At 63.8% G+C, this 26251-nt stretch carries 21 protein-coding genes and 3 tRNA genes; 9 read left to right on the top strand and 15 right to left on the bottom strand.

Annotated features, from left to right (window positions below; genetic code table 11):
• The first annotated feature begins 49 nt into the window (after positions 1-49).
• Both NK8_RS07040 and pgi read left to right on the top strand, forming a co-directional pair.
• The gene (locus NK8_RS07040; RefSeq protein ID WP_213228326.1) at positions 50-1612 is read left to right on the top strand and encodes an NAD(P)H-hydrate dehydratase; all 1563 of its coding nucleotides are present in this window, start codon (positions 50-52) and stop codon (positions 1610-1612) included.
• A gap of 190 nt (positions 1613-1802) precedes the next feature.
• Positions 1803-3437: a glucose-6-phosphate isomerase gene (pgi, locus tag NK8_RS07035; protein ID WP_213228324.1), complete on the top strand. Its 1635-nt coding sequence runs from the start codon at positions 1803-1805 to the stop codon at positions 3435-3437.
• Positions 3438-3490: 53 nt separating this feature from the next.
• Here the strand turns inward: pgi and NK8_RS07030 are convergent, their stop codons facing one another.
• Positions 3491-4192, bottom strand: coding sequence for an ABC transporter ATP-binding protein (locus NK8_RS07030; protein ID WP_213228323.1), 702 nt, complete (start codon positions 4190-4192; stop codon positions 3491-3493).
• Here NK8_RS07030 and NK8_RS07025 point away from each other — a divergent pair.
• Entirely contained in the window at positions 4191-4862 is a 672-nt protein-coding gene (locus NK8_RS07025) for an arylesterase (RefSeq protein ID WP_213228321.1), read from the top strand. The genes NK8_RS07030 and NK8_RS07025 overlap by 2 nt on opposite strands.
• Positions 4863-4990: 128 nt before the next feature.
• A complete protein-coding gene (locus NK8_RS07020) occupies positions 4991-5332 on the top strand; it encodes a hypothetical protein (RefSeq protein WP_061176137.1) in 342 nt (113 codons plus the stop codon).
• Positions 5333-5437: 105 nt separating this feature from the next.
• Here NK8_RS07020 and NK8_RS07015 read toward each other — a convergent pair whose 3' ends face one another.
• The 8 genes from NK8_RS07015 to tig form a co-directional block, all read right to left on the bottom strand.
• Positions 5438-7360, bottom strand: a complete 1923-nt coding sequence (locus NK8_RS07015; RefSeq protein ID WP_213228319.1) for a SurA N-terminal domain-containing protein — start codon at positions 7358-7360, stop codon at positions 5438-5440.
• 295 nt (positions 7361-7655) lie between these two features.
• Positions 7656-7732, bottom strand: a tRNA-Asp gene (locus NK8_RS07010).
• Positions 7733-7758: 26 nt separating this feature from the next.
• Positions 7759-7834, bottom strand: a tRNA-Val gene (locus NK8_RS07005).
• Positions 7835-7909: 75 nt separating this feature from the next.
• Entirely contained in the window at positions 7910-8236 is a 327-nt protein-coding gene (locus NK8_RS07000) for an HU family DNA-binding protein (protein ID WP_225936243.1), read from the bottom strand.
• Positions 8237-8453: 217 nt separating this feature from the next.
• Positions 8454-10877, bottom strand: a complete 2424-nt coding sequence (lon, locus tag NK8_RS06995; protein WP_213228317.1) for an endopeptidase La — start codon at positions 10875-10877, stop codon at positions 8454-8456.
• Between the two features lie 186 nt (positions 10878-11063).
• Entirely contained in the window at positions 11064-12335 is a 1272-nt protein-coding gene (gene clpX / locus NK8_RS06990; protein ID WP_061176141.1) for an ATP-dependent Clp protease ATP-binding subunit ClpX, read from the bottom strand.
• A 174-nt stretch (positions 12336-12509) separates the two neighbouring features.
• Entirely contained in the window at positions 12510-13163 is a 654-nt protein-coding gene (gene clpP / locus NK8_RS06985; RefSeq protein WP_061176142.1) for an ATP-dependent Clp endopeptidase proteolytic subunit ClpP, read from the bottom strand.
• 139 nt (positions 13164-13302) lie between these two features.
• On the bottom strand, positions 13303-14649 hold the full coding sequence (gene tig / locus NK8_RS06980; protein ID WP_162065590.1) for a trigger factor: 1347 nt from the start codon (positions 14647-14649) through the stop codon (positions 13303-13305).
• A 526-nt stretch (positions 14650-15175) separates the two neighbouring features.
• Here tig and NK8_RS06975 point away from each other — a divergent pair.
• On the top strand, positions 15176-16324 hold the full coding sequence (locus NK8_RS06975; RefSeq protein ID WP_213228315.1) for a glycerate kinase: 1149 nt from the start codon (positions 15176-15178) through the stop codon (positions 16322-16324).
• Between the two features lie 22 nt (positions 16325-16346).
• Here the strand turns inward: NK8_RS06975 and NK8_RS06970 are convergent, their stop codons facing one another.
• The 3 genes from NK8_RS06970 to NK8_RS06960 form a co-directional block, all read right to left on the bottom strand.
• On the bottom strand, positions 16347-17795 hold the full coding sequence (locus NK8_RS06970) for a PepSY domain-containing protein (protein WP_213228313.1): 1449 nt from the start codon (positions 17793-17795) through the stop codon (positions 16347-16349).
• Between the two features lie 41 nt (positions 17796-17836).
• Entirely contained in the window at positions 17837-20221 is a 2385-nt protein-coding gene (locus tag NK8_RS06965; RefSeq protein WP_213228311.1) for a TonB-dependent receptor, read from the bottom strand.
• Between the two features lie 101 nt (positions 20222-20322).
• The gene (locus tag NK8_RS06960) at positions 20323-20733 is read right to left on the bottom strand and encodes a DUF2946 domain-containing protein (protein WP_213228309.1); all 411 of its coding nucleotides are present in this window, start codon (positions 20731-20733) and stop codon (positions 20323-20325) included.
• A 250-nt stretch (positions 20734-20983) separates the two neighbouring features.
• On the opposite strand from NK8_RS06960, the gene NK8_RS06955 reads away from it, so the two are divergent.
• Positions 20984-21070, top strand: a tRNA-Leu gene (locus tag NK8_RS06955).
• A 71-nt stretch (positions 21071-21141) separates the two neighbouring features.
• On the opposite strand, the gene NK8_RS06950 is transcribed toward NK8_RS06955, so the two are convergent.
• Positions 21142-21528 carry a DUF5594 family protein gene (locus tag NK8_RS06950; RefSeq protein ID WP_213228308.1) on the bottom strand — a complete coding sequence of 129 codons (387 nt, stop codon included), beginning with the start codon at positions 21526-21528 and terminating at the stop codon, positions 21142-21144.
• Between the two features lie 173 nt (positions 21529-21701).
• Here NK8_RS06950 and NK8_RS06945 point away from each other — a divergent pair, with 173 nt between their 5' ends.
• Positions 21702-22544: a squalene/phytoene synthase family protein gene (locus NK8_RS06945; RefSeq protein ID WP_225936222.1), complete on the top strand. Its 843-nt coding sequence runs from the start codon at positions 21702-21704 to the stop codon at positions 22542-22544.
• Here the strand turns inward: NK8_RS06945 and NK8_RS06940 are convergent.
• Together NK8_RS06940 and NK8_RS06935 are read right to left on the bottom strand one after the other, a co-directional pair.
• The gene (locus tag NK8_RS06940; protein ID WP_213228304.1) at positions 22541-23392 is read right to left on the bottom strand and encodes a DUF1501 domain-containing protein; all 852 of its coding nucleotides are present in this window, start codon (positions 23390-23392) and stop codon (positions 22541-22543) included. The genes NK8_RS06945 and NK8_RS06940 overlap by 4 nt on opposite strands.
• Positions 23393-23407: 15 nt before the next feature.
• On the bottom strand, positions 23408-23767 hold the full coding sequence (locus NK8_RS06935) for a hypothetical protein (protein ID WP_225936221.1): 360 nt from the start codon (positions 23765-23767) through the stop codon (positions 23408-23410).
• Positions 23768-24011: 244 nt separating this feature from the next.
• On the opposite strand from NK8_RS06935, the gene ompR reads away from it, so the two are divergent.
• Both ompR and NK8_RS06925 read left to right on the top strand, forming a co-directional pair.
• The gene (gene ompR, locus NK8_RS06930) at positions 24012-24737 is read left to right on the top strand and encodes a two-component system response regulator OmpR (protein ID WP_008349770.1); all 726 of its coding nucleotides are present in this window, start codon (positions 24012-24014) and stop codon (positions 24735-24737) included.
• 62 nt (positions 24738-24799) lie between these two features.
• Positions 24800-26164, top strand: a complete 1365-nt coding sequence (locus tag NK8_RS06925) for an ATP-binding protein (RefSeq protein WP_162065583.1) — start codon at positions 24800-24802, stop codon at positions 26162-26164.
• The last annotated feature ends 87 nt before the right edge of the window (positions 26165-26251 follow it).

The following is a 26251-nucleotide window of genomic DNA, read 5'->3' as shown; positions in this document are numbered from 1 at the left end:
CGCGGGGTTCCGACGACTCGAATCTCGCAACGCCCTTCCGTCCGCCGCCATGACCGCTGCCCGCTCACCCTGGTTCACTCCGCGCGACGAACCGCTCGCGCTTCTGACGCTCGCCGAGCTGCGCAACCTCGAAGCACGCGCAGCCGCCGCGCTGCCGCCTCACACGCTGATGGCGCGCGCGGGCGCGGCCGCCGCGCAATGCCTGATCGATGCATCCGAACATTCTCCGGACGCCCGCGCGTTGCCGGTGTGGCTCGTGGCGGGCCCCGGCAACAACGGCGGCGACGCGCTCGTGATGGCCGAGCGCCTGCATCGCGCGGGCGTCGCCGTGCGCGTGTGCATGCCAGTCGAAGTGAAGCCGGACGACGCGCGCTGGGCGCTCGAATCGGCGCGCGCGGCGGGCGTGCCGATCGACGCCCAGCCGCCCGCGACGTTCGACGGTTTCGGCTGGCTCGTCGACGGCATGTTCGGCATCGGCCTGAGTCGCCCGCTCGAAGGCGTGTTCGCCGATGTGGCCGCGCGTCTCACGCGGCGTGCGCGCTCAGCGGGCCGCGTGCTCGCGCTCGACGTTCCGAGCGGCCTGAACAGCGACACCGGCGCGCCCGTGAACGGCGGCGAAGCTGTCCGCGCGACGGACACCATCACGTTCATCGGCGCGAAGCCGGGGCATTTCACGTCGCAAGGCCGCGATCTGACGGGACGTCTTTTCGTATCGACGCTGGATGTCGAGGCGAGCGCCGCGCCGTCGATCGTGCTGAATGCGCCCGCGCTTTTCGGTGTATGCATGCCGCAGCGCGACAACGCGACCAACAAGGGCACGTTCGGCTCGCTCGCGGTGATCGGCGGCGACACAGGCATGTGTGGCGCGGCGGTTCTCGCGGCGCGCATGGCGCTGTACGGCGGCGCGGGCAAGGTGCATGTCGCGTTCGTGGGCGAAGGCTTTCCGCCCTACGACCCGCCGCATCCGGAACTGATGCTGCATCGCGCCGGCGGCTTCGCGCTCGACAAGATGGACGCACTCGCGATCGGCTGCGGGATGGGCGCGGGCGAGCGCGCGAAACAGATCCTCGCACACGCGCTGGCGCTAGACGTGCCCAAGCTCCTCGACGCCGACGCGCTTAATCTCATCGCGAAAGACGACGCGCTCGCGTCCGCCGTCGCGGCGCGCGGCGCACAGGGCGATCCGTGCATCCTGACGCCGCATCCGCTCGAAGCGGCGCGTCTGCTGCAAACCGACGCAAAAGCGGTTCAGGCCGATCGCATCGCCGCCGCGCGTCAGCTGGCCGCGCGCTATGGGGCGATCGCGGTGCTGAAGGGTTCGGGCACGGTGATCGCCTCGCCCGATGGCCGCGTCGCGGTGAATCCGACCGGCAACGCCGGACTCGCGACCGGCGGCACCGGCGACGTCCTCGGCGGATTGATCGGCGCATTGCTCGCGCAAAAACTGCCCGCTTACGAAGCCGCGCTCGCGGGCGTGTATCTCCACGGTCTCGCCGCGCAGACGCTAACCGACGACGGCATCGGTCCGGCGGGGCTGACGGCGGGTGAACTGGCGCCGGCGGTACGCAAGCTCATCAACCGGCGTTTTTACGCCGAACACGCGCGAAGCTGACGACCTGCGAAGGCGATGTGACGCTTTGCAAGCATCCGTTCATGCATCGTCGCTATACTCTTTTTGATTCGGGCAACCGCGGCCGTTTAGTCGCGTTCACTTGCGTTCACCATACACGACACGCACAGGCGCGCCGAGCCGCAATCGCACGAACGTATTCCTCTGTCACCCTCAGACTAACGGACCGCTCATGACCCAAAACTCGATGCTGAACTCGCTTCCTGCCTGGTCGGCGCTCCAGTCGCATTACGATGCCATTTCCGGCGAGCGCCTGCGCGACTGGTTTGCGCCGCAGAACGACACCGCGCCGACGCGCGCCGAGCGCCTCACCTTCCAGGGCGGCGGCCTCGCAATCGACTTCTCCAAGAACCGCGTCAAGGACGAAACGCTGAAGCTGCTCGTCGAGGTCGCGCAACAGGCCAAGGTCACCGAACGCCGCGACGCGATGTTCCGTGGCGATATCGTCAACATCACGGAGCAGCGCGCGGTGCTCCATACCGCGCTGCGCGCGCAATCGCCCGACGCCCCCTTTTACGAACAGGTGCAGAAGGAAAAGGCCAAAATGGCCGCCTTCTCCGATCGCGTGCGCGACGGCTCCTGGAAAGGCTATTCCGGCAAACGCATCCGGCACGTGGTGAACATCGGCATCGGCGGCTCGGACCTCGGGCCGAAGATGGTCGTGCATGCGCTGCATCATCTCGCATCGAAGGATCTCGACACGCACTTCGTGTCGAACGTCGACGGCGCCGATCTCTGGAACGTCCTTCAGCAAGTCGATGCCGAAGAGACGCTCACGATCGTCGTCTCCAAGACCTTCACGACGCTCGAAACGATGACCAACGCGCACTCGATGCGCGACTGGTTCCTGAAGTCCGGCTGTCCTGAAGATCAACTGTCGAAGCATTTCGTCGGGGTATCGGCGAATCCGGCCGAGGTCGTGAAGTTCGGCATCGCCAAGGAAAACGTCTTCGAGATGTGGGACTGGGTCGGCGGCCGTTATTCGCTGTGGTCGGCGGTCGGTCTTTCGATCATGCTCTCGGTCGGGCCGCAGAATTTCGACGCGCTCCTGCAGGGCGCGGCGGCGATGGACGAGCATTTCCGCACCGCGCCGCTCGACAAGAACCTGCCCGTGCTGATGGGGATGATCGGCATCTGGTATCGCAACTTCTTCGGCTCGCAAAGCGATCTGGTCGCGCCGTATTCGCAGGCGCTGCACTATCTGCCTTCGTATCTCCAGCAACTGGAGATGGAAAGCAACGGCAAGTCCGCGCGGCTCGACGGCAAGATGGTCGACTATCCGACCGCCGCCGTGATCTGGGGCGAGCCGGGCACGAATGGCCAGCACGCGTTCTTCCAGATGCTGCATCAGGGCCCGACGATCATTCCGATCGACTTCATCGCGGTGCTGACGCCGGAACATCCGCTCGTCGATCATCATGCGAAGCTGCTCGCCAACTGCTTCGCGCAGAGCGAGGCGCTGATGCTCGGCCGCACGCTGGAAGAAGCGAAGAAAGTGGCGGGTCCGGGCAAGGAAGAACTCGCGACGCATCTGAGCTTCCCCGGCAACCGGCCGACCACGACGATCATGCTCGACGCGCTCACGCCGCAAACGCTCGGCGCGCTCATCGCGCTCTACGAGCACAAGGTGCTCGTGCAGGGCACGGTGTGGGACATCAACTCGTTCGATCAATGGGGCGTGGAGCTCGGCAAGATTCTCGGCAAAGTCGTCGAGGCCGATATCACTGCCGCAAGCGCCGATCCGGCCAAGCATGACTCGTCGACGTCCACGCTGATCGCGCGTGCGCGCGCAGCGTTGAAGCGCTAAAGCTCGCTGTAGATAGGATCGTGGCCCGCAGTGCTTCGGCGTTGCGGGCTTTTTTATACGCTCAGGCCGTTCACCAGCCGCCCTCCTTCGATCGTCACCGTGGCGTCGCAACGTTCGGCCAGCTCGACATCATGCGTGACGAGCACGAGTGTCGCGCCGTTGCGGCGGTTCATCTCGAACATCAGGTCGATGATCGCGTAGCCGGTGGTGGCGTCGAGGCTGCCGGTGGGTTCGTCGGCGAAAAGCACGGCAGGATGCGTGACGAAGGCTCGCGCGAGCGCGACGCGCTGCTGTTCGCCGCCGGAAAGCAGCTTCGGATAATGCGCGGTACGCTGGGACAGTCCAACTTGCTCGAGTAGCGACCGTGCGCGCGCCGCGATCTCGCCGTGCGGTATCTCCGCGCGCAATTCGAGCGGCAGCATCACGTTTTCGAGCGCGGTCAGATGCGGCATCAACTGGAACGACTGGAACACGAAACCGACTGCGCCGCTGCGCAGCGCGGCGCGCTCGTCTTCGTTCAACGTGGACAGTTCCTTGCCGAGCAGACGAACCGAGCCCTCGCTCGCGCTGTCCAACCCGGCGAGCAGGCCGAGCAGTGTCGACTTGCCCGAGCCCGATGCGCCGACGATCGCCACACTGCTGCCCTTCGCGATCGACAGATCGATCTGATCGAGAATCGTGAGCTCGCCCGTTGCGTCCTTCACCCGCTTGCTTAAACCCCGTACTTCGATGACCGGCTCGATATTGTTTTGCATGGACACTCTGAAAAAGAACTGGCGCGGCTTCGTTCCCGCGATCGCGTTGATGGCGGCATGGTCCGGGACCGCGCATGCCGCCGATGCACAGGCAGCAACGCAACCCAAACCCGCGATCGTCGTGCTGGGCGACAGCCTGTCGGCCGAATATGGCCTGCCGCGCGACACCGGCTGGGTGAATCTCTTGCGCGAGCGTCTGGCGAAGGAGCGCCTCGATTATAGCGTCGCCAATTCGAGCATCAGCGGCGACACCACGAGCGGCGGCCGCGCGCGCCTGACTGCCGTGCTGTCACGCATCAAGCCGGACATCGTGATAGTCGAACTCGGCGCGAACGATGCGCTGCGCGGCGTCCCGCTTGCCACGACGGAAACGAATCTGCGCGGTATCGTCGATGCGTCGCAGGCGGCGCACGCGAAGGTTTTACTCATCGGCATGTACGTTCCACCCAATTACGGCCCCGACTATTCGCAAAAGTTCCACGCGGTCTACGAGCGCATCGCGAAGGAAAAGAAAGTGCCGCTCGTGCCCTTCCTGCTTGCCGGCATTGCTGACAAACCCGCCATGTTTCAGGCCGATCAGATCCATCCGACAGTGCAGGCCCAGCCATTGCTATTGGATAACGTCTGGCCAATCTTGAAACCCTTGCTGGGCGCAAGCGCCGCGCATTGAAGACGACGCGCCGGCCGCGACAGCTTTTTTCAACAACGCGGAAACACGGCCACGATTCAGACATCTGAGACTTTCGCGTCACTCTTATAACCCCGCTCGTCATATGAGCGACTCTACAAGGAGGTCACGTGAAACTTGCCCCTCTTCTCGCCCTGACCGTTGCGATCTCGGCCTGCGCCGCGCAACCGCCCGCCGGCGTGCAGCAAGTCGGCACGAGCCAGAAAGAGCCGAAGGTCATCGCGCAATGCGTCGCCCAGAAGTGGGCTGACAAGTCGCAGCAGCAGGTCGTGTCGCAAGATACGCTCGCAAACGACAAGGCCGTCGATGTGTACGTTCCCGGCCAGCAGCCGCCGAATGGCGCAGCGGCCATCATTCATCCGGCTTGGTCCGGTCCGGGCTCGTGGGTCGGTTTCCGCGCCTCGGGTGCGGCCGGCAGTCAGGCAACCGGCGACATTCAGGCTTGCCTGTAAGTAACGCTCGGTTTTGCGCTTGCCGCGCTTTCAGGGCGGCATAGGCCAAACAAAAGCCCCGCATCTTTTCAGAAGCGGGGCTTTTTCATGATCAACACAGATCAATCAGTTCGATGACGGCGGCGGAGCCTGGCTCAGCTTGACCTTCGAGCGCTCTTTCAACGACTTGAGATACGCTTCCATCTCGGCCTGTGCATACACCTGCGCCACCTGCTGTTGCGCGCCCGCGAGACGATCGGCCGCGACCGGCGCCGCCTTCTCGATGCCGTTCACGCGATAGATTGCGTAACCGTCCACGCCGAGATCCACGCCGACATAGGACGGCAGCTTCGACGCATCCGCCTTGAAGATCGCGCTCAGCGCGGCGGGCGGCAAGCCCTGCGCGTCGTTACGCGATACCGTGATCGGCGATGTGAAGCCCTCGGTGGACTTCGACTTCTGCAGGTCCGCGAGCTTCGCCTCGCCTTCCTTCTTCGCCGTGGCGGCGGCCATTTCCGCGATGACCTTCTTGCGCACGTCGTCCTTCACCACGTCGAACGCGGGAACGCTCGATGCCTTGTAGTCGGTCACGCGCGCGGCGATCAGCGTGCTGTTGCCGACATCCATCGCCTGTGTGTTGTTGCGGTCCTTCACCGAGTCCGGCGCGAAGACGGCCGCGAGGAACTTCGGATTGTTGAGCGGACTGTCCTGCGGCAGTTGCGGATTCGGCTTCGGGCCGACCGTCGCTGTCTGGATCGTCAGCTTGTATTTGTCGGCTGCGGGTTGCAGCGTCTTCGCCTTCTCATAAACGAGATCGGTGAAGCCTTGCGCGTTGTCAGCGAAACCCTTCGTGCCTTGCTGAGCCGCGTAGTCCTTCGCGATCGCGTCCTTCACCTCATCGAACGGCTTCGTGACGGCGGGCTTCACGTCGGTCGCCTGGATGATGTGATAGCCGAAGTCCGACTCGACGACATTGCTCACTTCGCCCTTCTTGAGACCGAAGGCGGCGTCGTCGAAGGCCTTGCCGCCGGCGATCTGCCCGCGCGCGAAGTAGCCGAGATCGCCGCCCTTGCTCGCGGAGCCCGGATCGTCCGAACTCTTCTGCGCGATCTGCGCGAACTGGTCCGGATGCGCCTTGACCTGCGCCAGCAGTTCTTCGGCTTTCTGTTTTGCCTTCGCCTTGTCGGCCGCGCTTGCGTCCTTCGGTGCGTTCACGAGAATGTGGCTCGCGCGCACTTCCGCTTCCGTGCGATAGCGCTGGATGTTGTCGTCGTAATACTTCTTGAGATCGGCGTCGGTCGCCTTCGACGCTGCCGCGATCGACGACGGCGACAGCACGAGGTACTGGATCGTGGCCGTCTCCGGCGTCGCGAAGTCGTTGCGATGCGCTTCGTAGTAGGCCGTGAGTTGCGCGTCCGTCGGCTGGATTTTCGCGGCGTAGTCAGCCGCGCGCAGCGACAGGCCCTGCACCGAGCGCTTCTGCTCGGCGAGTTCCGTCAGGCTCTGCGCGAGCGCTTTCGACGTGAAAGATGTCGCCTGGATACTGCCCGGAATCTGGTCGGTCGCGATCTGATAGCGCATGCGCTCGTCGTATTGCGCGGGCGTCATGCCCTGCATCGCGAGCAGTTGCTTGTAGCGTTCGAGGTCGATCGTGCCGTCAGGATTCTTCAGCGACGAGATCACGGGATCGGAGAGCAGCGCGCGGCGCACGGCGTCATCCGACGCGGTCAGGTGCAGGCGTTGGGTTTCGTCGGCCATGGCGCGTTGCTGCACGAGGCTGTCGACCATCGCGGCGCGCGTTTCGGGCGAATCGAACATCTTGGCGTCGAACTGCGAACCGAGCATCGAGCGGGCGCGGTCCACTTGCTGGCGGAAAGCGCTGTCGAATTCGGCGCGCGTGATCTTGTGACCGTTCACGCTGGCCACGTAAGAACTTTCGTCGAAATAGTTGCTGAATCCCTGGATCCCGACCATGCCCAGACCGGGCACGATGATCAGGATCAGCAGAGCCATCATCAGGCGCTGGTGATTACGGAAGAAGTCGAGCATGCGTAGCGCTGCGTTGTCAGAACAAAACGCTCGATATTACAACAGTGGCAGAGGAAAAGGCGAAAGGCGGTGCGCGAATGAGCCATCGGACAGACGACCTGCGCGCAGTCGTACCCTCGAAATGATGTGAATTGTTTTATCTATCAGGCATTTAACCCGCGATTGGGTCAAATTGCGCAATCCTCGCGTTGCGATGATTAGCACTCTTGATCGAGCGGCAAACGCACGGCAACTGCGCGGCGAAAAGCAAAAAGTCCCGCACGCTTCGCAGCTTGCGGGACCTCATGTTCGATTCTGGCGGAGCGGACGGGACTCGAACCCGCGACCCCCGGCGTGACAGGCCGGTATTCTAACCAACTGAACTACCGCTCCTGGGTAGCGCGCAATGAATTGAAACCTGGTGGGTGCTGAGAGGCTCGAACTCCCGACCTACGCCTTGTAAGGGCGCCGCTCTACCAACTGAGCTAAGCACCCGGTCCGCAATTCATCCGGTTTGCGCAGCGCTGAATTGAGAACTTCGTTTTGCAAAGCCCGTATCCAGCGAGTCCGCTAGTTTAGCGCATCCTTCAGCGCTTTGCCAGGGCGAAATTTCGGGACCTTCGCGGCCTTGATCTTGATCGCATCGCCGGTGCGCGGATTGCGGCCCGTGCGCGCGGTGCGCTTGCCTACGGCAAACGTGCCGAAGCCGACGAGCGTCACCGTGCCGCCCTTCTTCAGCGTCGCGCGCACGCCGCCGATCACCGCTTCGAGTGCGCGGCCGGCAGCGGCCTTGGAAATATCGGCATGCTGCGCGATATGGTCGATCAGTTCCGTCTTGTTCATTGTGATCCCCGAATCAGTATTGGCACGTTGTAATCGATCTGGTCCCGCATCGATGCGAATCGCATCTCGATAAGTTTGGATGCGGCGCTCATTTAACTTAGCCGAAAGAACCGTGTCAACGGGGGTTGAGCCTTATTCGGCGCGGGTTTGCGGTGCTTTAGAAGATATCTTCGAAAAGCCGCGCGCAAAAAGAAAAACCCGCGAGCATGAGCCCGCGGGTTTTAGAGTCGATCACGCAACACGGCGATAGAGCCGTGCCGCCCGATGCGCGTCAGTGCTTCACGAACTCGCCCGCTGCAGGCGCGTCCTTTTGCTGCTCGGCTGCGACCGGCGTCGCCTTCGCCTCTTCTTCAGGCAAGGATTCCGGTGCGCGTTCGAGCGCCAGTTCCAGCACACGATCGATCCAGCGAACCGGCACGATCTCGATGGCGTTCTTCACGTTGTCGGGAATGTCGGCCAGATCCTTCGTGTTTTCCTCAGGGATCAGCACGAGCTTGATGCCGCCGCGATGCGCCGCCAGCAGCTTCTCCTTCAACCCGCCGATCGGCAGCACTTCGCCGCGCAGCGTGATTTCGCCCGTCATCGCGACATCCGCGCGAACCGGAATGCCCGTCAGCACCGACACCAGCGCCGTGGTCATCGCGATACCGGCGGACGGACCGTCCTTCGGCGTCGCGCCTTCCGGCACGTGGATGTGGATATCCTTCTTCTCGAAGGATTCATCCGTGATGCCCAGGCGCCGCGAACGCGAACGCACCACCGAGCGCGCCGCTTCGACGGATTCCTTCATCACGTCGCCGAGCGAGCCGGTGCGGATCACGCCGCCCTTGCCGGGCATCACCGCTGCTTCGATCGTCAGCAGATCGCCGCCGACTTCCGTCCACGCGAGACCCGTCACCTGACCGATCTGGTTTTCCTTCGCGGCCAGACCGAAGTCGTACTTGCGCACACCGAGGAAGGTGTCGAGGTTCGAACCGTCGACCTTCACCGCGCCTTCGGCCTTCTTCAGCAGCAGCATCTTCACCACCTTGCGGCAGATCTTCGATATTTCACGTTCGAGCGAACGCACGCCCGCTTCCCGCGTGTAGTAGCGAATGATGTCGCGGATGGCTTGCTCCGTGACGTCGATCTCACCGTCCTTCAGGCCGTTGTTGCGCTTCTGTTTCGGCAACAGGTAACGCGTCGCGATGCTGACCTTCTCGTCTTCCGTGTAACCCGACAGGCGGATGACTTCCATCCGGTCGAGCAGCGGCGGCGGAATGTTCAGCGAGTTCGACGTCGCCACGAACATCACGTCCGACAGGTCGAAGTCCACTTCGATGTAGTGGTCCGCGAACGTGTGGTTCTGTTCCGGGTCGAGCACTTCGAGCAGCGCGGAGGCCGGATCGCCGCGGAAATCCATGCCCATCTTGTCGACTTCGTCGAGCAGGAAAAGCGGATTGCGCACCGCGACCTTGGACAGGCTCTGCAGAATCTTGCCGGGCATCGAGCCGATATACGTACGGCGGTGACCGCGAATCTCCGATTCGTCATGCACGCCGCCCAACGCCATGCGTACGAACTTGCGATTCGTCGCGCGGGCGATCGACTGCCCGAGCGAGGTCTTGCCGACGCCCGGAGGCCCGACGAGGCACAGAATCGGCGCCTTCACCTTCTCGACGCGTTGCTGAACCGCGAGATACTCGAGAATGCGTTCCTTCACCTTCTCGAGACCGAAGTGGTCTTCGTCGAGCACGCGTTCGGCGTTCGAGAGGTCGTTGTTGACCTTGCTCTTCTTGCGCCACGGCAGGCCGATCAGCGTGTCGATGTAATTGCGCACGACGGTCGCTTCCGCGGACATCGGCGACATGAGCTTCAGCTTCTTGAGCTCGGCATCGGCTTTCTTCTTGGCTTCCTTCGGCATGCGCGCGGCGGTGATGCGCTTCTCGAGTTCCTCGAGATCCGCGCCCTCTTCGCCTTCGCCCAGTTCCTTCTGGATTGCCTTGACCTGTTCGTTCAGGTAGTACTCGCGCTGACTCTTTTCCATCTGGCGCTTTACGCGGCCACGGATGCGCTTTTCGACCTGAAGAATGTCGATTTCTGCTTCGAGCTGGGCGAGCAAATGCTCCAGCCGCTCGATCACAGGGAACATCTCGAGGATGTGCTGTTTCTGATCGAGCTTGAGCGGCAGATGCGCGGCGATGGTGTCGGCAAGACGACCCGCCTCGTCGATGCCCGACAGCGAGGTCAGGATCTCCGGCGGAATCTTCTTGTTGAGCTTCACGTACTGATCGAATTGCGAAACGATCGCGCGGCGCAGCGCTTCGGTTTCAGCGCTGTCGGCGTGATCCGGCTCGAGCGGCATCACGTCGCTCGAGAATTGCGTTTCCTGCTCTTCGATCGAGAGCGTTTTGGCGCGTTGCAAACCTTCGACGAGCACCTTCACTGTGCCGTCGGGCAGCTTCAGCATTTGCAGGATGTTGGCGACACATCCCACTTCGTACATGTCCTTTTCGGTCGGTTCATCTTTAGCCGCCGTCTTCTGGGCGACGAGCATGATGTGCTTGCCGCCTTCCATCGCGGCTTCGAGGGCCTTGATCGACTTGGGCCGCCCGACGAAGAGCGGAATCACCATATGCGGGAAAACGACTACGTCGCGCAGCGGGAGCAGCGGCAGCGTAATGCGTTCCTGCGGGAGGAGTTGGGTTCCTGACATTTCATTTCCCCATTAATGGAATCAGTTCAGTCGTAAGTAAGGCCGTTCAGAGCTATTGCAAGCCTTTATCGGAAGGGAAAAGTCGGTAGTCAAAGATCGCGTCAGTAACGTCCACAAGATAAACCGAAAAAAATAAAAGGCCGTTCACGTCGCCATGAACGGCCTTTCGCCGACACACAGCCTGCTTCAGTTCGATCCAGCTACCTTGGGTGCATCTTCGTAGATGAGCAGCGGCTTGCCGTCGCCGTCGATCGTGTTGTCGTCGACGATCACCTTCGAAACGCCCTTCATGGTCGGCAGTTCGTACATCACGTCGAGCAACGCCTGTTCCAGAATCGAACGCAGGCCGCGCGCGCCGGTCTTGCGGCGAATCGCCTTCTGCGCGATGGCCTGCAGCGCCGCCGGACGGATCTCCAGTTCCACGCGTTCCATCGCGAAGAGCTTGTGATACTGCTTCACGAGCGCGTTTTTCGGCTCGATCAGAATCTTCACCAGCGCGGCTTCGTCGAGCTTGCCGAGCGTCGCCACGACGGGCAGACGGCCGATCAGCTCGGGAATCAAGCCGAACTTGATCAGATCTTCCGGCTCGACGTCACGCAGCACTTCGCCGGCGTCGCGATCCTGCTTGCTCTTCACGCTCGCGCCGAAACCGATACCAGTCTTCTCCGTGCGATCGGTGATGACCTTTTCCAGCCCGTCGAACGCGCCGCCGCACACGAACAGGATGTTGGTCGTATCGACCTGGATGAAATCCTGATTCGGGTGCTTGCGTCCGCCTTGCGGCGGCACCGACGCCATCGTGCCCTCGATCAGCTTGAGCAGCGCCTGTTGCACGCCCTCGCCCGACACGTCGCGCGTGATGGACGGGTTGTCCGACTTGCGGCTGATCTTGTCGATTTCGTCGATGTAAACGATTCCGCGCTGCGCCTTGTCGACTTCGTAGTTGCAGTTCTGCAGCAACTTTTGAATGATGTTCTCGACGTCCTCGCCGACGTAACCGGCTTCGGTCAGCGTGGTTGCGTCCGCGATCACGAACGGCACGTTCAGCATGCGCGCAAGCGTCTGCGCGAGCAGCGTCTTGCCCGAACCGGTCGGTCCGATCAAGAGGATATTGCTCTTCGACAACTCGATTTCGTCTTTCTTGTCGAGATGCTTGAGACGCTTGTAGTGGTTGTACACGGCCACCGCGAGAATTTTCTTCGCGCGTTCCTGGCCGATCACGTACTGATTGAGAATATCGCTGATTTCCTGCGGGCTCGGCAGGTCTGACTTGGTCAGCCCGGCCTCATCCGCCGCGCCAGCCGCCTCGTCGCGAATGATCTCGTTGCACAGGTCGATACATTCATCGCAGATGAACACCGACGGCCCAGCGATGAGTTTTTTCACCTCATGCTGGCTTTTGCCGCAGAACGAGCAATACAGCAGCTTTTCGCTACTGGAACCTTTTTTGTCCGCCATAAATGTGTAAGCCTCCGGACACTCTTGTTACATGATACGCCCTTCGATTCGCCCTCGCAGATTCGCACCTTGCGATACCGAACGAAGCGCGTTCTGGCGTTGCGCCGCATGCGCGACTTCGCTACTGGGCCGGCACCGTCTCCGGGCGCCGGCGCGGCGCCGCTCCGGACGCCTTCAGGGACGCTTGTGAAGCACCTGGTCGACGAGGCCGTAAGCTTGCGCATCGTCGCCCGACATGAAGTTGTCGCGATCGGTGTCGCGCGCGATGCGCTCGACCGGCTGACCCGTGTGATGCGACAGCAACTGATTCAGACGTTCCTTCAGGTACAGGATTTCCCGCGCCTGGATTTCGATGTCCGATGCCTGACCGCGCGCGCCGCCGAGCGGCTGGTGGATCATCACGCGCGCGTTCGGCAGCGCGACGCGCTTGCCCTTCGCGCCCGCCGCCAGCAGGAACGCGCCCATGCTCGCGGCGAGGCCCATGCACAGCGTGGACACGTCCGGCTTCACGAACTGCATGGTGTCGTAGATCGCCATGCCGGCCGAGACCGAGCCGCCCGGGCTGTTGATGTACAGGCTGATGTCCTTGTCCGGGTTCTCGCTTTCGAGGAACAGCAGCTGCGCGACGACGAGGTTCGCCGACTGGTCGTTCACCTCGCCGACGAGAAACACCACGCGCTCCTTCAGGAGGCGCGAGTAAATGTCATAGGCTCGCTCGCCGCGGCCGCTCGTTTCCACGACCATCGGAACGAGGCCGAGCGCCTGGGCTTCGAAGTCCCGCGTTGCGTGGGACGCCAACGTATCGAGCAATTCAGCGCGAAAGGTCATGCAATTTCCTTGTTCGGAATAGGGATACTGAACGACAAAGGAACATCCAGTAGAACGGCATGCAAACGCCCAAACTTTAATGCAAAAAAGGCGTGCGGGCCGTCAGTCCGACGACTCCGCACGCCCCCTGCCTATCGCGTCAGGCTTGCGCCGTTGCGCTGGCCAGTTCCTCGAAGCTGACTTCCTTGTCGGTCACTTTGGCCTTGCCCAGGACGAAATCGACGACGTTGCTTTCCACGACGTACGCTTCCATCTCGGCGAGGCGCTGCTGGTTCGAATAATACCAGCGGACGACTTCCTTCGGGTCTTCGTAGCTCTTGGCGAATTCGTCCACTTCAGCGCGGATCTGCTCGGGCTTCGCCTGCAGTTCGTTGGCCTTCACGAGTTCGGCCAGCACGAGGCCCAGCTTCACGCGGCGCTCGGCCTGTTCAGCGAACATTTCAGCCGGGATCGGCGCGTCGGCGGCGTTCGGCACGCCGCGCTGCTGCAGGTCCTGGCGGGCCATTTCGACGAGGCGCTGCTGATCCTGCTCGATCAGCGCCTTCGGCACGTCCAGCTCGGAGATCTTGAGCAGCGCGTCCATGACCTGGTTCTTCACGATCTGCTGCGTGCGGCGCTTGGCTTCACGCTCCAGGTTGTCCTTGATCTCGGTACGCATCTTCGTGAGATCGCCGTCTTCGATGCCGAGCGACTTCGCGAATTCCGCGTTGATTTCCGGCAGATGCGGCCATTCGATTTTCTTGAGCGTGATCGTGAACTGCGCCGTCTTGCCCGCCACGTCCTTGCCGTGATAGTCCTCGGGGAACTTGAGGTCGAATTCGCGCGATTCGCCGGCCTTCAGGCCCGTTGCGGCTTGCTCGAATTCAGGCAGCATGCGGCCTTCGCCCAGCACGAACGCGAAGTCTTCCGCGCTGCCGCCTTCGAACGCGACGCCGTCGATCTTGCCGACGAAGTCGAGCGTGACGCGGTCGCCGTCGGCTGCTGCCGTGCTCGGGCCGCCGTCGCCGTGCTCGCCGGCTTCGCCGCGTGCGTGGAAGTGCACGCGCTGCTTGCGCAGGATGTCCAGCGTGCGGTCGACTTCGGCTTCGGAGATGGTCGTGACCGTGCGTTCGATTTCAGCGGTGGCCACGTCGCCGAGATTCACTTCGGGATAGACCTCGAAGGTCGCGTCGAACGCGTAGGCGTCGGCGGCGGCTTCCGACTTCGGCGCGAAGCTCGGCTGGCCCGCGACGCGCAGGTTCTCGGCGCGCGTGACGTCGAAGAATTCCTTGCCGACCTTGTCGCTCAGCACTTCGGCCTCGACCTGACCGGCATACTGCTGCGTCACCATCTTGAGCGGCACCTTGCCCGGGCGGAAACCCGGCATGCGCACGTTCTTGGCCAACTGGCGGATGCGCGAATCCACTTCCTTCTGCACCGTGTCCTTCGGCAGGGAAATGGTCACGCGGCGTTCGAGCTTGCCGAGGTTCTCAACTACGTTAGCCATGGCTGAAATCGTCCTAGAGTAAATCGTAAATTCGGTGTTCGGTTCTTCCGCGGTTCTAAAGGCGCGGGTCCGGGTGCGGACTCTGCGTGAGCCGGCCGAAATCGACGCCTGGCGCCCGAAGCGCACGCAATGCGCGCCTCGCGGCGATGCCGGGCCGTCGCCCGACACGGTGTCAGTCAACAGAGCCAAGCATTTTAGCAAACAAATGGCGAGGGGCCGGACAACGAAGCCGCGAACCTGCCGTTTCGGCTGAATTTGACCGAAAAAGCGCCCGTTTTTGGGATGGATTCTGGCGTAAATCCGCGTTTTCCCGACGCGCTCGCGCGCGCACAATTCCCGCTATCGGCGCGCCGCTATTTTGCGTCGCGCGCCGCGCTGATAAGCTTGCCGGCGCATGATTCACGCGATCAGGCCGCGCGGCGCGCAATCCATTGCCGCAAGGCATGAGAAGCATGCAACAAGTGCATGAATCGGGCCTCGCCGCGGCTTCCGATCGCTCCTTCAACACCAGAACATTCGAGACACCATGCCTAACGCCACGTCTGCTGCTCCTGTAGTTGTCATCGCTCCCGATTCTTTCAAGGGCTCGCTGTCCGCGGAAGGGGTCGCGAACGCCATCGCGGAAGGCATCAGGCGCGCGCGGCCGGACGCCGACATCCGGATCCGCCCGATGGCCGACGGCGGCGAAGGCACGCTCGACGCGATGCTCTCGGCGGGCGGCGAGCGCCGCATGCTGAACGTGCGCGGCGCGGCCGCCGCGCGCCGCGATGCCGCCACGGGCCTGCTCGCCGACGGCGGCGCGATCGTCGAGACGGCGGAAGTCGTCGGCATCACGGACCCGGACGGGATGGCGGTTCCCGTCACCGAACGCAGCACGCTCGGCATGGGCGAGGCCATTCGCGCGCTGCTCGATTCCGGCGCGCGCACGTTCTACGTCGCGCTCGGCGGCAGCAGCACGAACGACGGCGGCGCGGGCCTGCTCGTCGGCCTCGGGCTGAAACTCTTCGATGCGGCCGGCAAGGAACTGGCGCCGGTGCCGTCGGCGCTCGCGCAGATCGCGCGCATCGACGCGTCGGGGCTCGATCCGCGCGTGAAGGACGCGCAGTTCGTCGGCATGTCGGACGTCGACAATCCGCTCAACGGTGATCACGGCGCGACCGCGATCTTCGGTCCGCAGAAAGGCGTGACGCCCGAACAGGTGGCGACGATCGACGCCGCCCTCGCCCATTTCGCCGATCTGCTCGAACCCGCGATGGGCGTCGCGAAGCGCGACGAACCCGGCGCGGGCGCGGCGGGCGGGCTCGGCTTCGCGTTGCACATGCTCGGCGCGCGCTTCGAGACGGGCGCCGAAGTGGTCGCGCGCGAAATCGGGCTGGATGCCGCGCTCGAGGGCGCGAACTGGCTGATCACCGGCGAAGGCCGCTCCGACGTGCAGACGCTGCACGGCAAGGCGCCGTTCATCGCCTGCAAGCACGCGCGCGACCACGGCGTGCCGGCGACGCTGCTGTCGGGCGCCGTCGATTCGGCCGCGCTGCCGCGCCTGTCCGAATTTTTCAGCGGCTGCTTCTCGCCCGCGCCGGGGCCGATCACGCTCGACACGGCGATCCGCGACGCCGCGCGCCTGCTCGCCAACGAAGCCGAGCAACTCGTGCGGCTGAGGTTCGGTTCGGTCTGAGTCGGGACGACGCGCGCGCGCCTCAGGCCACCGCGCGTTTCGCGCCGAACGCGAGCCGGTCCAGGCACCAGACGGCGAGCATCGTCGCCCCCATCAGCGGGAAGATCATGCCGAGCACGGTCAGGCCGCCGCGCCATGCGCGCATGGGCGCACGCTTGACCGGCCGCGCCGGCGCGCCCAGTTCGCGCGTGGGCCGGCGCTTCATCCACATGATGAAGCCGGTCACCGCGAGCGCGGCGAGCCCGAGCGAGATCGCCGAGCAGACGATCTGATTCGCGAGCCCGAAATAGCGCCCCATGTGCAGCGACGTGCCGTACGAAATCCACTGCGCGACGCCTCCATAGCTCGCGTAGTCGATATCGGACAACACGCGTCCGCTGTATTGATCGATGTGCAGCGTGCGCTCGTCACGCGGATCGGCGGGGAAATACGACACCGTGTAGACGCCGGTCGGTTTGGCCGGCAGCGCGATGCCGTAGTCGTCGGTGACGCCGTTTTTCGCGGCGAGCGCGACCACGTCGTCGATCGACACGCGCGCGGCCGGCGCCGGGGCATGCGCGCTGTCCGGCACGGTCGTCGCACCGACGGCCCACGGCGTTTGCGGCAACGGCAGATCGTCCATCTTCATCTGCATGCCGTGCATCGCGTGTTCATCGGCCGGCTTTCCCGCTGCGCCGGGCGCGGTCGAATGCACGTGCGCCTCGCCCCACGCGCCCTTCGGATAACCGAGCGACGCCGAGGTCGCGAGCGCCTTGAACTGCTTGCCCCACGATCCCGACCACGGCAATCCCGACAGCACGAAGAACAGCGCGCCGATGGCAAGCCACACGCCGCCGACCGCATGCAGATCGCGCCACCACGCGCGGCCTTGCAGCGACAGACGCGGCAGCCACACGCCGCCTCTCGTAACGTTCGGGGCATTCGACCGGCTGGGCCACCACAACGCGATGCCCGTGCCGATCATCACGAGCGTCCAGCAGCCCGCCAGCTCCATCACGAGCTCGCCGGTCTTGCCGAGCATCAGCCCGCGATGCAGATTGCGCACCTGCTTCATCAGCCGATGTTCGACCGAAAGCGTGCCGAGCACGGCGCCATCGTAGGGATTCACATAGACGCTTTCGCTTTCGCCCGAAGGCAGACGAAAGACGAACTCCGCGCTGCGCGTGCGATCGGCTTCGATCTGCACGAGCGTCGGCACGGCGCCGCGCGGCTCGTTCGCAGCGGCCTTCGCGAGCAGAACCTCGCGTGAAAGCTGCGGGCCGTGGGTATCGGTGACGACCATCCTGTCGCGATACAGCAGCGGTTCGATCTGCGGCTGAAAGCAATAGATCGTGCCGGTGATCGCGAGCACGATGAGCAGAGGCATCACGAAGAGGCCCGCGTAGAAATGCCAGCGCCAGAGCGTGCGGCGATGCGCGATGACCTGCGCGTTCGACGTTGCCTCTGCCGCGTTCAAGTTGGGTGCAAGCATGACGATTCTCGTTGAATAGGTGCGTTGTCAGTTGAAGGAGATCAGATGCCGATGCGTCCTTCGAGATAGAACGTGCGCCCCGCATACGGATGGAATACGTAGTAGCGCTTGTCGAACAGGTTGTCGACGCCGACGCCCAGCTCCGTGCGCTTGGTCGGCTTCCACGTGAACTTCGCGTCGACGACCGCGTACGTGCTCGTGCCGCCGTAGGTGTTCGGATTGACGTCGGTGTTCGTGAGCGTGTTGTATTGCCGCCCCGAGTAACGTACCGCGAGCGTCGTCGCCGTATTCCCGGGCGTGTGATACGTCGCCGCCACGTTCGCGCGCCACAGCGGAATCCGATAGAAATACTTGCCCACCGATGCCGGATTGCCGCTGTTCGCGAGAATCTTCGATTGCGTGTACGCGGCGTTCGCGATGAGATCGAGCCCGCGCATGAGCACGTCCTGTCCTTCGTAGGCGAACTCGACGCCGCGCGAACGCACCTTGTCGATATTCTGGAAGTTCGTGACGTTGGGAATGACGGTCGTGTTGGTCTGGCTGAAGATCGTGTTCTTCACGTCGTCCTGAAAGAGCGTGAAGCGATACAGCCCGTTGCCGCGCACCCATTCGGCCGTCAGCTCCTTGGACAAATCGTCTTCGGGCTGCAGGTTCGGATTGTTGTTGACGATCGAGATGCCGTTGATCTGCCCTTGAAACAACTCGCCGACGGTCGGAAACCGGTACGCGCGTCCGACTGAAGCGCGCAATGTCAGGTCCTGCGTGACGTCGAACGACAGCGACGCTTTCGGCGACCAATGGCTCTCGCTCGCGTCCGCATACCCGAGCGCGGTCGAGCCGACTGCGCGCGTGCCGTCATACGCGTTCCAGTTCTCGTAGCGCACGCCGTAGGTGAATGCCCAGCGCGGCAGAAAGCGCCACGCGTCCTGCGCGTAGAGCGCCTGCGTGCGCGTGCGTCCGCCGAACGAATTGGCGAACGACACGCCCGCGCCCTCGCGCCACGCACTCGTGTTCGAGGTGACGTTGTCGAGAAAATAGTTGTCGTAGTGGTAGCCGAACGACAATGCGTGCGCGGCGAGACCCGAGCGCGCGGTGGGCGTCCAGCTCGTGCGCAGATCGAGCGATTTCCAGCCCGAGCCGCTGCCGTCGGTGAGCGTGCCGGGGCCGTCGCCGGGCACGCCGGAACTCGCCGTGCGCGCGATGCTCTGCGTGATGTCGAAGTACGATGCGATCGCCTCGGCGTTCCAGCCCGTGTCGTTGTGCGTGCGCAAGGACACGCCGTAGAGGAAGTTCTCGCTCGACCCCATGCTCGGCGCGAACGTCGCGGCCGGAATGACGTACTCGAAACCGCCGATGTTCACGCGGCCGCTGTACACCGGATTGCCGGCGGCATCGCGCAGAAAGGTCTGCGTGTCGCTGTTGTACTTCTGATGCCAGTAGCCGAGCGTGAAGCCCGCCTGCAACGTGTTCGTGAGATCGTAGGCGAGCTTCACGCGCACCTGATCCTGAAACGTGCGCGTGATGCCTTCGCTCGACGTGCCGAGCACCGCGGTGCGCGCGTTGAACTGGTCGTTGTAGAAGGTCGCGCCCGTGACCGGCGTGTCGGCGGCCGTGGCGGGCGTTTTCGATTGCGCGAGCGTCGCGAACTGCAGCGGCTGCCCCGTGTTCTCCAGATGATCCACGCCGATCAGGAACGACAGCTTGCCGATGCGGTCGCCGACCGTCGCCGTCGTGTTGGTGCCGTTGAAGTTGCGGTTCACGCCGAAGAGATCGAAGTGCTGCGTGAAGCCCTGCACTTTCGCGTCGGCTTCGAATTGCGTCGGCATGCGCGTGGTGATCGCGACGGTCGCGCCGATCGAGTTGCCGGGATAGAGCGCCGAGTACGGGCCGTAGATGACATCGGTGCGCTCGATGTCGTCGGCGAAGACCATCGACCAGCGCGGCGCGAACGTAAAGGTGTTGCCAAGGAAATTGCTGAGCAGGAGGCCGTCGGCGTAGACGAGGCCGCGCGCCGTCTGCGAGTTGCTCGTGCCGCGCACGGCGATGGTCGCATTGGGATCGCCGATGAAGCGTTTGCGCACGGCCATGTTCGGCGCGTACTTGAGCACGTCTTCGGGCGTCGTCACGTTCCAGTACTGAAACTGGTCGGCGGTGACGGTATTGACGCTCGCGGGCAGATTGGGATCGAGCGGCGACGCGCGCGAGCCCGCCTGCGCCGTGACGACGACCGGCGCCAGCGTGGCGTCGTTCGAACTGGTGGGCGCGGCGCTATCGGCCTGCGCGGTCGGGACCGGGGTATCCGGTGCGGGAGAAGCGGCTGCGGACAAGGCCGCGTGCGCCATCAGCGATAGCGGCAGCCAGGCGCGTGCGCGCGCCGCGGCACGACGGCGCGAACGCCGTCGCGCTCGCGTGGTGAGCGTGAACATCGTGAATTCCTGAAAAGGCTGACGAGCGATCGCGCGCGTACGTCGCGTACATCGCGCTCATGTGCGCGAGGTACGTCGAGGCGATCGGACGAAGGACGGTTTCAGGACAGGACGGGTGGCGCGCGCGGACTCGCGGCGTTGAAGGACTTCGACGAGACAGTGTCGATGACCGCGAAGGTCGAAACGCGCGTGACGCGCTCGACGCGCACGGCGTCATGCGCGACGCCCGTGGCGATCGGCAGATTGTGCGCGAGGAGTCCGCAATACGAGCAGGCGTCGAAATGGCTCGCGGCGTCGTGGTGGCCGGCGTGCCCGGCGTCCTCTTCGGCGACGGCGTGATGGCCTTCGTGCGCGCGCGCTTCCGGCGCGTCGACGGCGCACAGGATGGCTTCCGTGTCGTTCGCCGCATTGCGCGCCGCGAGCGTCTGGCTGATGACCGGCGCGACAATGGCAAGCCACATGGCGGCGATGCCGAGCCATGCGACGAAGCGATTGCGCGCGTTGCGGTTCATGAGGGAAGTTTGCGTGGCCGTGCGGAAGATTGAACGAGATTGTAGGCAGGCGTTCGGCAAGCCGCAATCTTGCAGTGCGTATGACCGGAATCGCTCGTCATCCGCGCGTCATGGCGCCATGTGCGGCGCCGGAAGCGTTGACGCATTTTCGCAGACATCGCCAGATGAATCGGTTAGAATCTCGGGCTTGGCACAGTGGACCGGTGCCGACACGGCGGCAACGCCGGGCGCCCAGCGCGCCTGCCGTGCTGCGAGGATGGCGAAATTGGTAGACGCACCAGGTTTAGGTCCTGACGCCCGCAAGGGTGTGCGGGTTCGAGTCCCGCTCCTCGCACCACACGAAACCCCTTTCATCGGCAAAGGGGTTTTTCGTTTGCGAGGCCTGATGCGCCTCGCTCGTGTCGCGAACTAGATGCTGAGTTCGCCCACTTCGACCATCATCACCTCGCCTTTATCCTGCGATCGTCCGGCGAAGTCGATGCCCGCACGGTCCATTACGCGCCTGATCTCCTCCGGTATCTGCTCGCTTGCGCGCGCAGCGGCGATCGGCCGGTCGACATGCGAAAGAAACCGCCGCACGCATGCCGGCTGCCAGAATACGAAGACGTTGAGCGGATAGGTGAGCCGGGCGTCGGCGCGACGATGGGCGGTGATATGCAGACCCACGGTCGGCGAGACGTGCATCTGACGCGGACACACGCGAAAATCGAAGCCGAAGTCCGTCGCCACGCTCCTGACGAGGTAAGGCAGGCACGTGTCGCTGAATTGCCTGTTCTCGGATTTGCTCAAGGCCATGAGCGCCCTCCTGAGTCGATGGCTACAGTGTTGCGCGCGCGACGATACACGTCGGTGGTTCGGCACACAATCCAATGGCGCGAGCACGTCGGCAGCGAAGCCGCGCTTCGCCGGATAAAATGAGCGCCCGTGCGCGAAGCCACAAGACAAAACCTCCCCCACAAGCCCCGTCCGTGAATTTCGACGATTATTGCCAGCAAAAGGCCGCCCCCGATGGCTCCGGCACGTACTACGCGCTGCGCCGCGCGCCGATGTCGAGCCAGCCGCTTCTGACCGCGCTCTACGCGCTCTATCGCGAACTCGAAGAGACCGTCAAGGAAACCAGCGATCCGACGATCGGCCGCACCAAGCACGCGTGGTGGCAAGGCGAGCTCGGCCGGCTCGATGGCGGCGAACCGACGCATCCCGTCACGAAGGCGTTGCGGGCGCACGCGGGCGACGCCGCGCATCCCGTGCTCGACGATACCGGGCGCGCGTCGCTTGCCGCGGTCGTCGATGGCTTCGGCATGGATCTCGATCAGGCGCGCTATCTCGACTGGCCCGGCCTCAGGCGCTATCTGGAGCAGACGGGCGGCGCGTTTGCGACGGCCATCGCACGCGCGAGCGCACGCGCTCCGGAGCAAGCCGCCGCGTGGGCCGCGCCGCTCGGCTCAGCGCTGTTACTCGCCGAACGCGTTCAGAGCATCGGCGACGATGCGCGCCACGGCCGCATCTATATTCCCATCGACGAGTTGCAGCGCTTCAACGTGACAGCCGCGGACATCATCAATCGCAAGTACAGCGATGCATTCACGGATCTCATGCGCTTTCAGACCGGGCGCGCGCGACAGACACTTATCGAAGCGCTCGCGGCCATCCCCGCTTCCGAGCGCGCAACGCAACGTGTGCTGCGCGCACAGGCGGCGCTGTCGCTCGCGCTGTTCGACGAGATCGAGCGGGAGAATTTCAAGGTGCTGCATCAGCGCATCGCGCTCACGCCGATCCGCAAGCTGTGGATCACGTGGCGCACGCGCTAGACGCGCAGGAGCGGTAGCGGTTCGACGCGCTGCCCGAGGATCGCGGCGGCATCGAGTTTCCAGCATGCGCGAAGGGCCGTCGCATACAGCCTTCTCAAATCGATGCCGACAGGCAAGCCGCCGTCCGCATCGAGCCGATCGAGTCGCGGCGGCATGCCGAAGAGGCCGCCGCGCACGTTGCCACCCATCATGAAATGCGCCGCGGCCGCGCCGTGCTCCGTGCCGCCTGCGGCATTTTCACGCGCGGCGCGTCCGAACTCCGAACGCGTCATCACGAGCGTGCGGTTCCAGTCGCCCGACGCGATCAGCGATGCACGCAACGATGCGAGTCCTTCAGCCAGTCGAGCCAGCAGCGCCGCGTGACGATGCGCCTGATTTTCATGCGTATCGAAGCCATGCAATGTGAAGCGGATCACGTTCACGCCGGGCACGCGATCGAGCCAGTCATCGGCGCGATATTCATCGGCATGCGACGCGGTGTCCCAGATCTGACGCGAGCGGAAGTGCGAGCGGTTGGGCGCGTGGTAGCCGACGCCCTGCACGATCGCCATATCGTTCGCGCGCCACGCGCTCATCAACGGCACGAGCGACGGATGGAGCGCCGTACGTTCATCGAGCATCAACGCTTGATCCTTCGATATCGCGAGAGTCGGCCTGAGCGCGCGATAGCGCGGATCGGCGATCGGAATGACGGTGTTGAGGGCGTCGTTGCCGCCGTCGAGATCGACGAGGACCAGCGTGCGAATGGAAGATGAAGGATCGAATCGACTGAAGGCGAACGCGTTACCAACGCTGCCCGACCATCCTGCGAACGCGCCGGCAATCGAGAGGAATTGACGTCGGTTCATCGCGGTCCGCGCGGCTCACCGCTTATAGAGATCGCGCACCGCTTCTTCGATGTGCTGGCGCAAGAGACGGCGCTCGTCAGCGGTCATCACCGTGTGACGCGGCGGGCGCGCGGGCGGCGTCTGATCGGCCTGCTGTACGGGTTGCATGGAGGGCGAGCCGGAGGCGCGATCGCGGCTCGAAGGCGTCGCGCGCTGCTGCGCGCGAATCATGCGGCCATCGAAGCGATTCGGGGAATTGGTGAAGCCGCGATCGAAGCCCGTCGATTGCGCATAGGCGTGAGGCGTGCTCAGTACTGCGTAAAGCGCACTGGCAAGAAGTGTCTGTCTGAAGATGCGCTCAGCGCGCACGGGTCCGCGCTGCCGCGCTCCCTTCATGTTTTTCCCTTCGTTGCTCGACAACCGGACAGCCTCATTCTTTTCGCGCGCGTCTCGCAGTGGCTTGGTCGGGCCGCATGACGCGCTGGTCTAATGGAGTATCTACCGAATGGCGGGCTTAGGTAAAGCAGTGTACGCACCAAACCCTTAGGCCGTGCCACAGCCTCCGTAAATTTTGTAACCAACTGTTACACTCGCTTTTGTTACAAACTCGGCGTTTGATCAAACGCGCTAAGATGCCTCCATGGAAACCAAGAACCCTTCAAAAATTCTCGTCGTCGACGACGATCCGCGCCTGCGCGATCTGCTGCGACGCTACCTCGGTGAGCAGGGCTTCAACGTCTACGTTGCGGAGAACGCGCCGTCGATGAACAAGCTCTGGGTGCGCGAGCGTTTCGATCTGCTCGTGCTCGATCTGATGCTGCCCGGCGAAGACGGTCTTTCCATCTGCCGGCGTCTGCGCGGCAGCAACGATCGTACGCCGATCATCATGCTCACCGCGAAGGGTGAAGACGTCGATCGTATCGTCGGCCTCGAAATGGGCGCGGACGACTATCTGCCGAAGCCGTTCAATCCGCGTGAACTCGTCGCGCGCATTCATGCGGTGTTGCGTCGTCAGACGCCTTCCGAATTGCCGGGCGCGCCGTCCGAAACCACCGAAGTATTCGAGTTCGGCGAGTTCGCGCTGAACCTCGCGACGCGCACGCTCACGAAGAACGGCCAGGAAATTCCGCTGACTACCGGCGAGTTCTCGGTCCTTAAAGTGTTCGCGCGTCATCCGCGTCAGCCGCTCTCACGCGAAAAGCTGATGGAGCTCGCACGCGGCCGTGAATACGAAGTGTTCGACCGCAGTCTCGACGTGCAGATCTCGCGTCTGCGCAAGCTGATCGAACCCGATCCCAGCAGTCCGCGCTTCATTCAGACCGTGTGGGGCCTCGGCTACGTCTTCATTCCCGACGGCGCAGCCTGATCGATCGTTGAGCGAGTTTCGTCACGCTTTCTCCCCTTCATCGAGCTGAACCCGACAGACCCATGCGAATCGACAGGCGGCTACTGGCGCTCGCGTTCGGCGGCCTGTTCTGGCGAACCTTTGCGCTGATCGCGTTGCTCATCGCCGTCAGTCTGACGGCGTGGTTCCAGAGCTTTCGCGTGATCGAACGCGAGCCGCGCGCGCAGCGCGTGGCGCTGCAACTCGTCGCCGTGGTCAAGCTCACGCGCACCGCCCTGCTCTATTCCGATCCCGACCTGCGCCGCGCGCTGCTTCAGGATCTGGAGAGCAACGAAGGCGTGCGCGTGTATCCGCGCGAAACCACCGACAAGTACAAGCTCCAGCCCGATGAATCGCTCAACCGGCTGATCGAGCGCGACGTGCGCGGCCGGCTCGGCAACGAGACGATCATCGCGCAATCGGTGAACGACATTCCCGGCGTCTGGATCAGCTTCAAGATCGACGACGACGACTACTGGGTCGCACTCGACCGCGATCAGCTCGACACCGTCACCGGCCTGCAATGGGCCGGCTGGGGCGTGTTCGCGCTCGCGCTGTCGCTGTTCGGCGCGGCGTTCATCACGAGTCTCGTGAACCGGCCGTTCGCGCGCCTCGCGCTCGCGGCGCGCAGGGTCGGCTCGGGACAATCGCCCGAACCCTTGCCCGAGCGCGGCATGGGCGTGGCGGCGGAAACCAACCGAAGCTTCAACCAGATGGTGCAGAACCTCGAGCAGCTCGAAGCGGATCGCGCGCTGATGCTCGCGGGCATCTCGCACGATCTGCGCACGCCGCTCGCGCGTCTGCGTCTCGAAACTGAAATGAGCCCGTCGGACGAAGCGACCAAGCTCGCGATGATCGACGACATCGAGCAGATGGACATGATCATCGGCCGCTTCCTCGACTACGCACGGCCGATGCAGCGCATGCCCGAGGCAGTCGATCTTTCGATGATCGCGGGCGAGCTGGCCGCGCGCTTCCAGGCCGACGACGGCGTCGTGATGCACACCGATCTCGCGCAGGGCGCAGTCATCGAAGGCGACCCGACGGATGCGCGCCGCGTGGTCGGCAACCTGCTGGAGAACGCGCGCAAGTACGGACGCAGCGAGCACGACGATATCGCCCGCATCACGCTGCAGACGCGCGTCGCGCATGGCAAGGTCGAACTCTCGGTGATGGACGAAGGCCGCGGCATTCCCGACGATCAGGTCGCGCTCATCACGCGCCCGTTCTATCGCGTCGATACGGCGCGCACGCAGGCGAACGGCACGGGCCTCGGCATGGCGATCGTCCAACGGCTCGTCACGCGCCAGCGCGGCACGCTGCGGCTGCGCAACCGCACGCCGCTGCCGGGCTTCGAAGTGACCATCGACTTTCCGCCGATCAAAGGCGGCGCGCGTTTCGAAGGCTGAACGCGCTGCCCCTCCACTTAGTTAGTTAAAAACTATTGGAACGATTATTTGTATAGGGTTAAGGTGAATCGGGTTAACGCGCGGCAT

Source organism: Caballeronia sp. NK8 (assembly GCF_018408855.1).
Lineage (GTDB): Bacteria > Pseudomonadota > Gammaproteobacteria > Burkholderiales > Burkholderiaceae > Caballeronia.
Note: the sequence above shows the minus strand (reverse complement) of the source record. Positions and strands in the feature narration are given on the sequence as shown.

Bases quoted from the DNA above. Each gene is read 5' to 3' on its own strand.
- NK8_RS07015 (WP_213228319.1), bottom strand. From the start codon at position 7,360: ATGCTCGACTTCTTCCGTAATCACCAGCGCCTGATGATGGCTCTGCTG.
- tig (WP_162065590.1), bottom strand. From the start codon at position 14,649: ATGGCTAACGTAGTTGAGAACCTCGGCAAGCTCGAACGCCGCGTGACC.
- NK8_RS06965 (WP_213228311.1), bottom strand. From the start codon at position 20,221: ATGTTCACGCTCACCACGCGAGCGCGACGGCGTTCGCGCCGTCGTGCC.
- NK8_RS06960 (WP_213228309.1), bottom strand. From the start codon at position 20,733: ATGAACCGCAACGCGCGCAATCGCTTCGTCGCATGGCTCGGCATCGCC.
- NK8_RS06970 (WP_213228313.1), bottom strand. From the start codon at position 17,795: ATGCTTGCACCCAACTTGAACGCGGCAGAGGCAACGTCGAACGCGCAG.
- pgi (WP_213228324.1), top strand. From the start codon at position 1,803: ATGACCCAAAACTCGATGCTGAACTCGCTTCCTGCCTGGTCGGCGCTC.
- NK8_RS06975 (WP_213228315.1), top strand. From the start codon at position 15,176: ATGCCTAACGCCACGTCTGCTGCTCCTGTAGTTGTCATCGCTCCCGAT.
- NK8_RS06935 (WP_225936221.1), bottom strand. From the start codon at position 23,767: ATGAAGGGAGCGCGGCAGCGCGGACCCGTGCGCGCTGAGCGCATCTTC.
- clpX (WP_061176141.1), bottom strand. From the start codon at position 12,335: ATGGCGGACAAAAAAGGTTCCAGTAGCGAAAAGCTGCTGTATTGCTCG.
- NK8_RS07030 (WP_213228323.1), bottom strand. From the start codon at position 4,192: ATGCAAAACAATATCGAGCCGGTCATCGAAGTACGGGGTTTAAGCAAG.
- NK8_RS07025 (WP_213228321.1), top strand. From the start codon at position 4,191: ATGGACACTCTGAAAAAGAACTGGCGCGGCTTCGTTCCCGCGATCGCG.
- NK8_RS06950 (WP_213228308.1), bottom strand. From the start codon at position 21,528: ATGGCCTTGAGCAAATCCGAGAACAGGCAATTCAGCGACACGTGCCTG.
- NK8_RS06940 (WP_213228304.1), bottom strand. From the start codon at position 23,392: ATGAACCGACGTCAATTCCTCTCGATTGCCGGCGCGTTCGCAGGATGG.
- clpP (WP_061176142.1), bottom strand. From the start codon at position 13,163: ATGACCTTTCGCGCTGAATTGCTCGATACGTTGGCGTCCCACGCAACG.
- lon (WP_213228317.1), bottom strand. From the start codon at position 10,877: ATGTCAGGAACCCAACTCCTCCCGCAGGAACGCATTACGCTGCCGCTG.
- NK8_RS06925 (WP_162065583.1), top strand. From the start codon at position 24,800: ATGCGAATCGACAGGCGGCTACTGGCGCTCGCGTTCGGCGGCCTGTTC.
- ompR (WP_008349770.1), top strand. From the start codon at position 24,012: ATGGAAACCAAGAACCCTTCAAAAATTCTCGTCGTCGACGACGATCCG.
- NK8_RS07040 (WP_213228326.1), top strand. From the start codon at position 50: ATGACCGCTGCCCGCTCACCCTGGTTCACTCCGCGCGACGAACCGCTC.